Genomic DNA, 14,297 nt, shown 5'->3' with positions numbered 1-14,297 from the left:
CGCTTGAAAAAGCCTTTAATATTAGAAATTATTAAAAGGATGAATACTATCAAAAGAAAAATCGCATTTTTATTGCCTACCCTAACATATTTACTTGCTCCTTTACTTAGCATTTTATTACTCCCTCAAATTACAGCAATGATTTCACCAGGACAATATGGAGAATACAATTATTATTTAATTATCACAAATTTAATATTAATGTTTTTAATTATTCCTTCAATAAATACTGCAAGTTCCAGATTCTTAAATAAAAGTTTCTTGGACTATGAAGAAGATAAAGCAAAAATTAGTGTTTTGTTAATTATAGTAAGTCTAGTTTTTTTAATAATATTATTTCTTTTTTCTTTTTTCATCACTCATTCAATTCTGTTTATCTTTGTAGGATTTTCTTTACTATTGATTAATTTAATCAATATTAGAAAAACTATATTGAGAACAAATGGGGATACTGTTATTTTCTCTTATTTAAATATTGCAACGCTATTGTTTCAATATGGATTTATTTTTGCAGCAATTGTTTTAGATAAGTTGAATGTTTATTTGCTTATTTCAGGAGCATTGATATTTAATGCTGCATATATTCTTTATTATATCTATACAAATAAACATAGTTTCATTAAATTATTTTCAAATTTACCCAAAGACTATTCCAAATTGAAAAAGTTTATACTCCCAGGTATAGGTATAAGTATATATGGGTTATTGTTATCACAAAGTGACAGACTAATGATTAAGTGGTTAATCGAAGATGGAGAAAAGTACGTCGGAATTTTTTCAGTTAACTATGCAGTATATGCTCAATCAATTGAAATAATTATTGCCCTGTTTTTCTTGTATATCCCAAATATTTTATATCCAATCTACGAGAGTAAAAAACTAAGTTCTTTTTTAACAGCATTAAAACTTTTTCTGAAATTATATATTATTGTTGCAGGGTTTGTAGTGATCTTTTTAATTTTTAATTATGCGAAAATCAATGCATTAATTTTTCATGAATCCTATTTTTTACAATCTAAAATTTCTATTTATATTCTTTCAGGGCAATTTTGTTTTGGGATGTACAGAATTATTACAAACTATTATGCAGTAACTAACAATTTGAAAAACTTAAATAGAATATTGATGTTAACTACTATCATCAATATTCTCTCAAACCTAATATTGATTCCAATTATAGGTTTTGAAGCAGCGGCAATCACTACCCTGGCTTCATATTTTTTCCTTTTTGTTATTTCTTATTTAAAAGTAACAAAAGCCGGAAAGGTGAAGTTATTAGATAAGCAAGATTTCTTTTTGTTGATTTTAATACTAGTACTTTTAATCTTTATTAAACCAGCGGAAAATTATGAAATAAACTTAAAACTTTTTATCGAGATTTTTTCTAGCTTTTGTTTAATATTTATAGCTTTTTGTCTTATATATGGAAAAAAAATGATGAAAATATTTAAAGAAATAAAGTCGAGGAGGATAATATGAAAGTATTATTTATATCGTCACAGATATTTAAAAAATCTAGTTCTGCCTCTATTAGAAATAATTCTCTCCTAAACGGTTTCATAAAAAATAATGTGGAAGTAGACGTTTTAACCTTAGAATACCCAAGCGCATTTGAAGATGAATACTTTCAAGAGAATATAGAGAACAAAATTAAAGTCTATCAATCTAAGCCGAAAATTTTATATAAATATTTAGAAAAATCTTCTTTACCAGTAGAGCGAAATTTGAAATTAAATAAAAGAGAAAAAACTCTAAATAAATTAAAAATTAAAATCAAAGATTTATATTTTTTTCCTGATATGGATAAAGAATGGATTAAAAATTATAATAAAAAAGTTTTAAAGAATAATTATGATTTTGTTATTTCTTCTTCAGATACTAAAACAGCTCATTTTATTGCTCGAAATATTTTGAAGGAATTTAATAATGAAACGAAATGGATACAAATATGGGGAGATCCATGGGCAAATGACATTAATTTAAATAACAGTCAAAAGAAAAAAGCTATGTATTGGGAGTCATTGTTTATTAAAGAAGCTGCTCAAATTTATTACGTATCAAAACCGACTTTTGAAATGATGACTAATAGCTATCCGAAATATTCTAGTAAAATGCATTATATGCCAAGAACCTATTTGACAGAAGTACAAAATAATAATTTGAAGAAAAATGCCAGTACATTAAATCTCTTATATACAGGTTCTTTGAATAGTAATAGAAATACATTAAATCTTTTAAATGCAATTAAAACAGAAAATGAAAAATTAAATAAATATATTAAACTTAATATTTTTGGTGTTTGTTCTCCTGAAATTAAAGCCGAATTTAAAGAATACAAATTTATTACATATCATGGAATTGCTAGTTATAAAAAAATAATTACAGAATATTCTCGTGCAGATATTTTGTTATTTATTGATAATGGCAATAAAACTACCCAAATTCCGGGCAAACTATTTGATTATTTTGGAACTAACATTCCTATTCTGGCGGTAGTTGAAGATTTAGAAAGTCCTGTAACCAAGTTTATTGCTTCTACGCAACGGAGTTTAATACTTAAAAATACTCCTACAGATCTTAGAATAGATACTATTTTTAATCTCAGTGAACAACCTATATTAAAAGAGTATTCTGGTGAAACATGTGCAAAAAAGTTAATTATGAATATGCAGAGTTTATAAGGGCAAATATTTTTGAGCTATAATTAAGTGGGGAAAAGGATTTGAAGTTAGATATTCTTCATTTTTAAGTTAAAAAAGGGGTATTTTATGAAAAAAATTTTACTTTTAGATAGTTCTTATCCGTTAAATAGTAGAAATACAAGATTGTTAAAAACTTTGGAAAAAAATTATGAAGTTTCTTTCATTACTTGGAATAGAGATGAATCAGTAATAGAAGATAATGAGTTTGAAAATAGGATATTTAATAAAAAATCATTATATGGGAATAAGAAAAGTAAATTACTAAATCTCTTATCATACTATAAATTTATAAAAAAAGAGATTAGAGCTAAAAAACCTGATATTCTAATTACCTCACACTGGGATATGTTCTTTATCGGCAGTCTACTAAAAACAAAAAAAAATTATAAAATTATTTATGAAAATTTGGATATACCAGAAAGCAAAAATAGAATTGTAGAAATATTTTTAAAGAAAGTGGAAAAGTTTTTTTTGAAAAATGCTGATGGTATGATTGTAGCTTCAAGATTTTTTGTTGAAAAGTATAGTTTTAAAAATACTTTAATATATGAGAATTATCCTTACAAATATAATTTATTAGAAAATAAAAAAGAAGTATTTAGTGGAGGTAAAAGAACTATTGCTTATATTGGAACGGTAAGATATTTTGAAGTATTTAAAAACTTTATATTAGCTTTTGCCAATGATTCTAATATAAATATGATGATTTACGGTGGAGGGCCAGACGAAGAAAAAGCAAAGAAGTTTTGTGAAAAAAATTCAATACTTAATATAAAATTTAATGGTCCTTACAACTATAAAAATGTAAATAGTTTTTATAATCAAACAGATTTGGTATGGGCAGCATATCCGAGTGATTCTGAAAATGTGAAATTTGCTATTTCAAATAAATTTTTTGAAACCTTATCATATAAAACAGTTGGTATCTTTTCTGAGAAAACTGCTTTAGGAGATTTAGTTAAGAAAGAAAATATAGGTTTAGTCGTAAATCCGTATGATCCAGTAAGTATAAGATCAGTTGTAAGTAACGTGATGATAAAAGACTTAGAAAATATAAAAGAAAATATTACAGAGTATACACAATGGGGAAATATTTTTTGGGAAGATAATGAAAATCGTTTACTTTATTATATTAAGGAAATTGAGAAAATATGATTTGGCTGATGCATTTTATTATTGTTGCTTCTTTATTTTTACTATCAAAAAAAGTTGGAAATAAAAACTTTTATACAATCAGTATTTTTATATATATAACTTTTATTTTTGGGCAACGTTGGATGACCGGTGAAGATTTTCCGGGGTATTTATTATATTATTTAATTAATTTTCAAGGTACGGAATATGGATATGATTTAATTCAAGAATTCTTCGTAAGTAATAAATTATATTTTGGGCTTTTAGTATTTCTTATTTATTTAATAACGCAAATTAATTTTTTTAACTTATTTAGGAAATTCGAACAAAAAGATTTGCTGATTTTTTTATATTGTTTAATGGAAATATTTTTTATGGAAATGTCACAAATAAGACAATGGCTTGCTATAAGTTTCTTTGTAAATTCCTTTTATTATATTTATACGAATAAAAAAATAAAGGCAATAATATTTTTACTGATAGGAGCTAGTTTTCATAGTTCAATCCTATTTTTGATACCTTTTCTTATTTTTAAACCGAAATTAAAATTAAATATATATCTATTTATGTTTTCAATATGTTTAATTCTTCCATTTATCAATATAAAATTATTTTTAGGTCCTTTTGAAGATGTTTTTTATTCGAACTATTTTGATAGTGTGTATGATGTGAAATTAGGTTTTTCTCATTCTATAAGATATTATACAATTCTTTTTTTAACATTATTTTATTTATATAGAATAAAAATTGATTTAAAAAGACATTTGAGCTATCAAATAATAAATGGTCACTTATTGTATTTCATACTTTACGGTTTAAGTTTCTATTTTGCTCCTTTTATGAGATTATCTTATTTTTTTAAAGTTTACGAAATCTTTTTTTTAATTTATTTTATTCCTTATATTACTGTGATAAATAAAACTTTAATTAAAAGATTAGTGGTGTGTATTACATTATCTCTATATTTAGTTATTTCTATTCTAGATCCATATAATATAACTCGCTATGAATTTAGAATGCTTCAATTACATGAAAATAAAAGTAAAACAGAATTATTTAGCGAAATTGAGTTATTCTATTTAAATTAAGACTCTTATTTAATAATTTATTAGGGGTGTAAAATGCTAGTTTTAAAAAGAATCATCTTTTATTTCCTAGACAATCTTTTTAGGAGTTTACCGTCAAATTTTTTATCTAATAAAATTAAAACATATATCTTAGTAAAATTAGGTGCAGAAGTAGGCAGAAATTTATATTGTGAACCTGATGTGCTTATTAAAGGGCACAATTCTCTTTTTCTCGGAAATAATGTAGTAATTAGTTCATTTACAGTTTTAACAGCAGGTGGTGGAATAAGAATTGATGATGATGTGATGATTGGATATGGATCAAAGATACTTTCACAAAACCACCTAATACCAAAAGACCGCAATATGAATATTCGAAATACTGGTCATGTAAACGGTGAAGTAAGTATTGGTAATGGAGTTTGGATAGGGGCAAATGTGGTTATTCTTCCAGGAGTTAGGATTGGAAAAGGAGCTGTCATTGGAGCTGGAGCTGTTGTAACAAAATCAGTTGAAGAGTTTTCGATATATGTCGGTAATCCAGCAAAACTTATAAAACGCAGGTAAATTTATTATAAGGAAATGATTATGTGAAAATTTGGCTTTGCAAGCACAGTGAACCAATACCAGTTGATTTAAATAGTAGGTTGTATCGAGTAGGTATGATTGCAGATTCTTTAAGGAAAAAAAAGCACGAGGTTTTCTGGTGGACATCTGATTATAATCATGTGAAAAAGAATAGATATACCAATATAGATATTTTACCAAATGGAACTGCATTAATTTTTGGTAGAGGAATAGAATATAAAAAAAATATTAGTTTCTCCCGAATAATAAATCATACTCAAATAGGTTCGCAGTTTACTAGAAGAATGAATAAAGTTGAGTATCCAGATGTAATCTATACTACGATACCAACATTAGATTATGCATATCGAGCTGTGAAATTTGGTAAAAAAAATTCTATACCGGTAGTTGTAGATATTTTAGATCTTTGGCCAGATGTATTCTTAGATTTAATACCTTTAGATTTTTTGAAGAAGGACTGGATGTTTTATTTGAGCAATAAGAAATTGGAATTCATATTAACCAATGCTGATTATATTATAGGGATAACCGAAGAGTATTTAATGTGGGGATTAGATAAAATTAATGCAAGGTTTGATAAGGATAAGCATAAGGTTTTCCCAATAGGTTATAAAAGGGAGAAAACAAATATAACTAGTGAAAAAAAAGGTAATAAATTTAAAATTATTTTTGCTGGAACAATTGGTTATCATTTTGATTTAAATACTGTTTTTGAAGCTGCAGCACTTTTAGAAGAAGATAATATCGAATTTAATATTTTAGGTGATGGAGATCTTCTAGAGCAATATAGAGAGAAATATTTAAAATACAGTAACATAAATTTTTTAGGATGGACAGAAGGAGATATTACTACTTCTCATTTAATGGCCAGTGATATTGGAATTGCACCCTATAATAATTCTAAAAATTTTATTCTTAATATTCCTAATAAACCATATGAATACATTGCTTATAACTTGCCGGTTTTAACTTGCTTAAAAGGAGCTACAAAAAAATTTTTAGAAACACATGATATTGGATACTTCTATGAAGAAAAGAATTCAGAGAATCTTGCGGAAAAAATTATTGAAATCAAAAATAATAAGGACTTGTTAAATTTAAAAAGAAAGAATTGTGAAATTACTTTTAAGAATAATTATAATGCCAGTACGATATATGATGAACTTGCTGAGTTTCTTGAAAAAGTATCTATGGAAGATAAAAGTACAAAAATGAAAAAGGAGAATTTAATTTGAAAAAAATGTGTGTTATTGGTTTAGGGTATATAGGTCTTCCTACTGCAGCAATGTTTGCAAATAATGGATGGAATGTAGTCGGTGTTGATATAAATACAGAGGCAGTTAAAGCAATTAACTTAGGTAAAATTCATATTGAAGAGCAGGGTCTTGAAATATTAGTTAGTAATGCTGTGAACAAAGATAATTTGATAGCGAAATTTGAAGCTGAAGATGCAGATTGCTTCATAATTGCTGTGCCTACTCCTCATCACGCAGATAATACTGCCAATTTAGATTTTGTAGTTGAAGCAGTAAAATCAATAGTTCAATATGTGAAAAAAGGAGATATTATTATAATAGAATCAACAATTCCACCACGAACTATTAATGACGTAGTAGCACCTATCTTCTCGAAAGAGCAATGGGATGTTGGTAATGATATATTTTTAGCCCATTGTCCTGAAAGAGTTTTACCAGGGAAAATAATAAAAGAGTTGGTAGAAAATAACAGGATTATTGGTGGGATAAATAACATATCTACTGAGAAGGCTGCCGAAGTTTACGAATCATTTGTGACTGGTTCTATTTTAAAAACCTCTGCTTTAAGCGCTGAAATGTCTAAACTTATGGAAAATACATATCGTGATGTAAACATTGCATTGGCTAATGAGTTAGTCAAAATTTCTGCTGAATTAGATTTGGATGCGTTAGAAGTGATAAAACTTGCGAATCATCATCCTAGAGTAAATTTACATTCTCCAGGACCTGGAGTAGGAGGACATTGTTTAGCGATAGACCCATATTTTATTATTGAGAAAGCTCCAAACGATTCAATTTTAATTTCCAGTGCTAGAGCTATTAACAATTCTATGCCGGAATTTGTAGTTGAACAAATTAAAAAATTAGTACCTAATAAGTCAGCTAAAATTTCGATTTTAGGATTGACTTATAAGGGGAATATAGATGACGTTCGAGAAAGTCCGGCTATGGATATTATAAAGTTATTACAAAATATAGGTTATAATATAGGGTTCTATGATCCACACGTAAAACAGGAACAAGTAAATTTTTATTTAGGCAGTTTTGAAGAAGCAATAATAGATTCTGAGTGTCTGATTGTTTTAACAGATCACAATGAATTTATAAGTTTAGATGAGCATTTAATTTTAAGTAAAATGAAAAATAAACTTATTTTTGATACTAAAGATTGCGTAAACATAGTTAATTCTTCAATTAATTATATTAATTTTAGCAATTTAGGTTCATTAGCAAAAAAATGCAGAATAAATAGCCTGTTGTAACAAAGATATTTTTTAAAAATTAAGTAAAAGTTGGTTGATTAAATGAATAAAAAAATAATGACAGTTTTTGGTACACGGCCAGAAGCGATAAAAATGTGTCCCTTAGTACAAGAACTTAAATTAAGAGAAAATTTAGATACGGTAGTTTGTGTAACCGGTCAACACAGAGAAATGTTAGACCAGGTATTAGACGTTTTTAAAATTGTGCCTGAATACGATTTGTCAATTATGAAAGATAAACAGACTTTATTTGACGTAACAGTTAATATTCTTGAAAAAATGAAGGTTGTCTTAGAAGAAGTGAAACCGGATGTAGTTTTAGTACATGGTGATACTTCAACAACTTTTGTTACAGCATTAGCATGTTTTTATTTAAAAATCCCAATAGGTCATGTTGAAGCAGGACTTAGAACATACGATATTTATTCACCATATCCTGAAGAGTTTAATCGTCAAGCAGTTGGAATAGTAGCAACATATAATTTTGCCCCCACTCAAACGTCAAAAGAAAACTTGTTAGCTGAGGGAAAAAAAGCTTCTTCTATTTTTGTTACTGGTAATACAGCAATCGATGCATTAAAAACAACTGTTAGAGAAGAATATTCTCATAACCAGCTAGAATGGGCTTCTGATAGTAGACTCATAATGATTACTGCTCACAGAAGAGAAAACCAAGGCGATCCTATGAGAAATATGTTTAGAGCTATTAAAAAAATAGTAATTGAAAATCCTGATATTAAAGTGATATACCCTATCCATATGAATCCAGTCATAAGAGATGCTGCATCCGAAATATTAGGAACTCATAGTAGAATTCGAATAATCGAACCATTAGAAGTAGTTGATTTTCATAACTTTCTATCAAAATCATACTTAATTCTTACCGATAGCGGAGGCATCCAAGAAGAAGCTCCAAGTTTAGGGAAACCAGTATTGGTTATGCGTAATACAACAGAGCGTCCAGAAGGAATAGCAGCTGGAACATTAAAATTAGTAGGCACTAATGAAGAATCCATATATTTATCCTTTAAACAGTTATTAGAAGATAGAAAAGAGTATGAAAGAATGAGTAAAGCTAGTAATCCGTATGGGGATGGATTCTCAAGTCAAAGAATTGTGGATATATTATTAGAAAATATTTGAAAATCACTGATGATGAATTATTCACATAAAAAAATTTAATGGAAAAAAGAATTATTTAATTTTACAAGAGAGTAGAGAAATGCCACATATGAAAAGGTTATTTGATTTTACTATAAGTTTTCTTGTACTAATCAGCTTGTCCCCGGCTATCCTTTTAATTGCTTTTCTGGTTAAGAAGAAAATAGGATCGCCTGTCCTTTTTAAACAACAAAGACCTGGTTTAGAAGGTAAGCCATTTGATGTTTATAAATTCCGCTCAATGACGGATGAAAGAGATGATAAAGGTGCTTTATTGCAAGATGATGTTCGGTTAACTTCATTTGGTAAATTACTTAGGAAGTTAAGCTTAGATGAATTGCCGCAATTATGGAATGTGCTGAAAGGCGATATGAGTTTTGTGGGTCCACGTCCTCTATTAATGCACTATCTAGAACTGTATAATAAGACCCAATTGAAGCGTCATGACGTACGTCCAGGCATAACTGGTTGGGCTCAAGTCAATGGAAGAAATACGATTTCATGGGAGAAAAAGTTTGAATATGATGTGTGGTATGTAGAAAACCAATCATTTTGGCTAGATATGAAAATATTGTTTTTGACTGTACTTAAAGTTTTTAAATCAGAAGGAGTTTCACAAGATGGGCATGTCACAATGACTCCGTTTGAAGGAAATGCAACTTCTAGGGGGACTGAAAAGTGAAGATTATTTTGATCGGCGATAGCGGACATGCGAAAGTTATCTCCGATAATATTAATTCGACTGGAAACCAAGTAATCGCGAGACTTGATGATAAATACAAAGAACTTTTTCAAGAAGATGGTTGTTGGTTTGGACCTTCTACTGCAGTACATGTCCTTCTTGAAAATGGAGATGCTAAAGTAATAGTAGCTATTGGATCTAATTCAGTCAGACAAAAGATTGTTAAGCGACTTTCATTGGAAGAAAATCAGTATGCTACCGTAATCCATAAAGATGCAATTGTGAGCCCGAGTGCTACAGTTGGTCATGGAACAGTCGTAATGCCTGGTGTAATAGTGAATGCAGCTGCAGTCATAGGGAACCATGCTATTTTAAATACTAGGCTTGTAATTGAACATGATTGCATTGTTGGAGATTATTCCCATGTTTCTCCTGGTGTAATGGTGACTGGTGGAGTTCAAATTGGCGAAGGTGTTCATATTGGAGCTGGTGCTACCGTCATCCCTATGAAAAAAATCGGATCATGGAGCACTATAGGTGCTGGGTCTGTTGTTATTGAAGATATAGAAGATTATTCAACCGTAGTCGGAGTTCCTGCTCGCGTAATTAAAAAAGAACAAAATGCAGTGGATACTGTTAATCGATAAAATTAGGAGCGATTGCACTTATGTCAGAACGAATATTTCTATCTTCCCCTCACATGAGCGGGAAAGAACAGTCTTATATAGAAGAAGCTTTTACTACAAACTGGATTGCTCCTTTAGGTCCCAACGTTGATGCTTTTGAAAGACAAATTGCAGATTACGTCGAAGTGGCAGATGCAGCTGCAACTAGTTCAGGTACTGCTGCGATTCATCTAGCATTACAATTGTTAGAGGTAGGGGAAGAAGATACTGTATTTTGTTCGACTCTTACTTTTATTGCAAGTGCAAACCCTATTCTTTATACTAGAGCAACTCCAGTTTTTATCGATTCGGAAGAAACAACTTGGAATATGTCACCAGTGGCGTTGGAAAAAGCGTTGACTGAAGCTAAACAAAACGGCAAGTTGCCTAAAGCTGTTATTATAGTAAATCTATACGGCCAAAGCGCAATGATGGACGAATTGGTAGCTTTATGTGACAAGTATGGTGTTCCGATAGTGGAGGATGCTGCTGAATCGCTAGGATCTTTTTATAAAGGAAAACCAAGTGGAACATTCGGCAAGTTTGGCGTCTTTTCCTTTAATGGAAACAAAATCATTACCACTTCCGGTGGCGGAATGCTAGTTTCTAATGATGTAGAAGCTTTAAAACAAGCTCGCTTCTTAGCAACTCAAGCCAGAGATGCAGCGGTTCATTACCAACATAGTGTAGTGGGCTATAACTATCGCTTAAGTAATATCCTTGCAGGTGTGGGCCGTGCGCAGTTGGAAGTATTAAGTGAACGGGTTTCAGCGCGGAGATCCGTATTCAATCGTTATGTAAAAGAACTTGGTGAAATTGATGGTTTCAATTTCATGCCTGAACTTGAAGATACGTATGGCAATCGCTGGCTGACTACTCTAACACTTGATCCATCTAAAGTGAAGATTTCTCCTTATGAACTAATAGAAGAGCTGAGTAAAGAAAATATCGAAGCGCGTCCTGTTTGGAAACCGCTTCATATGCAGCCATTATTCAAAGGATGTAAATTCTATGCGCACGACGAAAAAGATATCGTAAGTGAACGGTTATTTGAGCAAGGTTTATGCTTGCCTAGTGGCTCGAATATGACTCAAGAGCAGCAAGAGAAAGTAATCAGCAAGATTAAGCAAGTTATTGGAGTAGAAAAACCTTCATTTCAGTCAGCAGAATAATATTTATATATAAATAAGCCAATCAATTAGTAGTTAACTAATTGATTGGCTTATTTTTTTGAAATCTTTACTCATTTTTAACTTCTATGCACTACTCTTATTCTTAGAAGAAAGATTGAAGCGGAAATGAAGGTTCCTTTTTAGAATATTTCATTGAAGAAAAGAGGTTAGGATAATGGATAACCTGCATACCTTTCAGAACTATGATCAAAAAGGGGGGAATTTAAAAAAGGATAAATATGAAGTGTTTAACTATGAACATAATTCCGGCACTATTAAGCATACATTCATAAAAAGACAAATCCCGCTAAAAGTTGAAGGAGTTACTTATTATGACCTTATAACTCCTGGTGTTTGCGGTGGTCCGGTTATAGCCGAATGCCAAGAAGATGAGAAGTGGGATTTAGTATATGATTTTGTCCAAGCGTTTGAAGAGTACTGTATAAAAAATAATATCGTAAGTGAAATTATCCACTTTAATCCTTTCTTATTAAACGCAGTAGATTTCTGTGAGTATTATGAGATACAGTGTACAAAAGAATTTATGCTGTTTTTGAATAAACAACCTATTGTTACAGGGAATTTTAAATATTGTATAGGAAAAAAGATTTGGAACGAGAAGATATACAGAGAATTGTGTATCAAGGCCAATATGGGAGCTTCTGCAGATGAATTTCCAGCTTATAGAACAAAATATTAATGCATTGTTTGAAAAAACTTATTAATATTTGTCGATTCTAATAATGGTGTAAACGCTAAACTAGAGAGAGCAATTTTTCACAATTAAGACAGAGCAGTTTTCCACAAATAAGATTGACCAATTTCCCAACAAATATGACACTTTTAATAGGCTACAGCTAGTTTATTGAAAGTGAGGAAATTGGAGTGAACAGATTCATGAAATACGCAGAAGTTCGACAGCTAGAAGCAGCAGGGTTTTAGATAGTGAGTTTGCATATTCACTAGAAAACTTAAGTAGTGATAATTAAGCGAACATAGGCAAAATTTAGGGAGTGCTTTTAAAAAGGAGATACAGGGAAATCAGGTTGCGTCGTATTCGGAACCATCAATGCCGAGCCGCCTATTTGCTTTATTTTTTCGTAATTAAATCATCTTGACCGATTTCATTTTTCCGGCGCCCTCCTATCCGAGTCTTAACCAATATCTCTTGGAGTTTCTTAAAAAGACCTACATAAGAAGCGTAATTTTAAAGCGCGATCCATTGGACTGGTTTTTCGTCCAGTGGATTGCGATTTTTTTAGTTGCAGTAATGCATGACTACCATCTTTTTGTAAAGAAATAAGACAAAAATGATCCAGTGAAGCAAAGAAAAATATTAGATAGAAAATATTTCAAAATAGTTAGACAAATAAATGGGGTTGCCTATATAATTAAGTAGGTAATAGGGATTAGTTTGGAAGGAATGGCTAATATTGGGGGATTAATGCGATTCAGGATTTGGCTGTTAGCTGTTAGAGAGCTGACTTTGATCGTTGGTGTAGAGAGACAACTGGGTATTGCGCAGCTGAAAACAAGAAGGAGGACCCTCCGTTATGGGTAATGAGCGAGGGCGGCACCGGTTTTATTAAAAAAAAGTGGTTTTCAGGCACTGGGTGCTTTAAGGAGGTGAGTGAGATGTGAGCAAGCGGACAAAAAGAAATCCCCGGGTGTGTTAGTCTGGCCGACCGACACCCGGAGAACGAGTTGGAGTATACCAACTAAGGTTAGTATACTCCTTTTTTATTGAAAAAAATAAGCTTTTAGTAAAAAGGGGGAGAACGATTGAGAACGAAACGAAAACAAACAGTGAAATTGAAAAAAGAATACGCGATTTTGCAGGAGACGGTGGTCATTTTGCCGGAGTTTGACGAGAACGGGAATTTGCATGCGCTGCTATGCAACCGTGAAGAGATTGCGACGGTTGGCATGAGTCCGTTTAACTTGATCGACCATAACCTGCGCTATCTTGGATCGAGCCACCGCGGCGCGATTGTGGGAGCCGGTGCGTTGCTTGGAAATGTCAGCATGAGTCCGATCGTCTTGAACAAAGAACTAGACATTATTCTTTTCCCTTGCACATCGCCGTCGCGGGAAGACTGCGTCTGGTTTTCCTTGCAGCATGTCGTCGATTCGGTAAACCTTGGCGAGAAAAGGACGCAAGTGAACTTGAGCAACGGCAGTTCGGTCATCGTTCACGTCAGCAAATACACATTCGACAAAAAGGTCCAGCGCGCCTACGAGCTGAGGTATAAGATGCAGGAGCGCCAGCGGGCATTCGGCAATCTCGTGAATGAGCCGGCGAGTACATATCATTTGACGAAGGACGTGCATGCGTTGAATTACGTGAAGGGCGGGCGGCGGAAGTGAGTTTGGGTGATTGTGGGGTAAGGTGAATAGATGGAAGGAGAGCTGCGTTCTGGGACCATTTAGGTTTCTGGGGTGTGGCTTTTTTGTGGGGATGGATGAGGTTCGTGGTAATTCGATTAGGGTAGGGCGTAATTCATTGGGGTTTTGTCGTAATTCGAGGGCGATAGGTCGTAACTTGTGAGGGATTTGTCGTAATTCATAGCGATTACGTCGTAATTCAGCAAGAGCTATCAAGTTTTAA

The 14,297-nt window shown here is 31.5% G+C and carries 13 protein-coding genes; all 13 read left to right on the top strand.

Annotation, left to right across the window (positions count from 1 at the left end; genetic code table 11):
• The first annotated feature begins 39 nt into the window (after positions 1-39).
• The gene (locus tag ACRRQV_RS07180) at positions 40-1,479 is read left to right on the top strand and encodes a polysaccharide biosynthesis C-terminal domain-containing protein (protein ID WP_432529151.1); all 1,440 of its coding nucleotides are present in this window, start codon (positions 40-42) and stop codon (positions 1,477-1,479) included.
• Complete coding sequence (locus ACRRQV_RS07175) at positions 1,476-2,681, top strand: hypothetical protein (protein WP_432529149.1); 1,206 nt, start codon at positions 1,476-1,478, stop codon at positions 2,679-2,681. Before ACRRQV_RS07180 ends, ACRRQV_RS07175 begins: the two co-directional genes overlap by 4 nt.
• Before the next feature lie 87 nt (positions 2,682-2,768).
• A complete protein-coding gene (locus ACRRQV_RS07170) occupies positions 2,769-3,857 on the top strand; it encodes a glycosyltransferase (RefSeq protein ID WP_432529147.1) in 1,089 nt (362 codons plus the stop codon).
• Complete coding sequence (locus ACRRQV_RS07165; RefSeq protein ID WP_432529145.1) at positions 3,854-4,924, top strand: EpsG family protein; 1,071 nt, start codon at positions 3,854-3,856, stop codon at positions 4,922-4,924. Before ACRRQV_RS07170 ends, ACRRQV_RS07165 begins: the two co-directional genes overlap by 4 nt.
• Before the next feature lie 33 nt (positions 4,925-4,957).
• Positions 4,958-5,470 (top strand): acyltransferase, encoded by a 513-nt coding sequence (locus ACRRQV_RS07160; RefSeq protein WP_432529143.1) that lies wholly within the window; start codon positions 4,958-4,960, stop codon positions 5,468-5,470.
• A 23-nt stretch (positions 5,471-5,493) separates the two neighbouring features.
• The gene (locus tag ACRRQV_RS07155; protein WP_432529141.1) at positions 5,494-6,726 is read left to right on the top strand and encodes a glycosyltransferase family 4 protein; all 1,233 of its coding nucleotides are present in this window, start codon (positions 5,494-5,496) and stop codon (positions 6,724-6,726) included.
• A 5-nt stretch (positions 6,727-6,731) separates the two neighbouring features.
• Positions 6,732-8,009, top strand: coding sequence for a nucleotide sugar dehydrogenase (locus tag ACRRQV_RS07150; RefSeq protein ID WP_432529494.1), 1,278 nt, complete (start codon positions 6,732-6,734; stop codon positions 8,007-8,009).
• A 42-nt stretch (positions 8,010-8,051) separates the two neighbouring features.
• Positions 8,052-9,152 (top strand): non-hydrolyzing UDP-N-acetylglucosamine 2-epimerase, encoded by a 1,101-nt coding sequence (wecB, locus tag ACRRQV_RS07145; protein ID WP_432529139.1) that lies wholly within the window; start codon positions 8,052-8,054, stop codon positions 9,150-9,152.
• An 88-nt stretch (positions 9,153-9,240) separates the two neighbouring features.
• Positions 9,241-9,852, top strand: coding sequence for a sugar transferase (locus tag ACRRQV_RS07140; protein ID WP_432529492.1), 612 nt, complete (start codon positions 9,241-9,243; stop codon positions 9,850-9,852).
• Positions 9,849-10,499, top strand: coding sequence for an acetyltransferase (locus ACRRQV_RS07135; protein ID WP_432529137.1), 651 nt, complete (start codon positions 9,849-9,851; stop codon positions 10,497-10,499). The genes ACRRQV_RS07140 and ACRRQV_RS07135 overlap by 4 nt, the downstream gene beginning before the upstream one ends.
• Positions 10,500-10,519: 20 nt before the next feature.
• The gene (locus tag ACRRQV_RS07130) at positions 10,520-11,689 is read left to right on the top strand and encodes an aminotransferase class I/II-fold pyridoxal phosphate-dependent enzyme (RefSeq protein ID WP_432529135.1); all 1,170 of its coding nucleotides are present in this window, start codon (positions 10,520-10,522) and stop codon (positions 11,687-11,689) included.
• Positions 11,690-11,864: 175 nt separating this feature from the next.
• Complete coding sequence (locus ACRRQV_RS07125) at positions 11,865-12,389, top strand: hypothetical protein (RefSeq protein WP_432529133.1); 525 nt, start codon at positions 11,865-11,867, stop codon at positions 12,387-12,389.
• A gap of 1,082 nt (positions 12,390-13,471) precedes the next feature.
• Positions 13,472-14,056 (top strand): competence protein ComK, encoded by a 585-nt coding sequence (locus tag ACRRQV_RS07120; protein ID WP_432529131.1) that lies wholly within the window; start codon positions 13,472-13,474, stop codon positions 14,054-14,056.
• The last annotated feature ends 241 nt before the right edge of the window (positions 14,057-14,297 follow it).

Source organism: Planococcus sp. YIM B11945, from assembly GCF_050864155.1.
GTDB lineage: Bacteria > Bacillota > Bacilli > Bacillales_A > Planococcaceae > Planococcus.
Note: the sequence above shows the minus strand (reverse complement) of the source record. Positions and strands in the feature narration are given on the sequence as shown.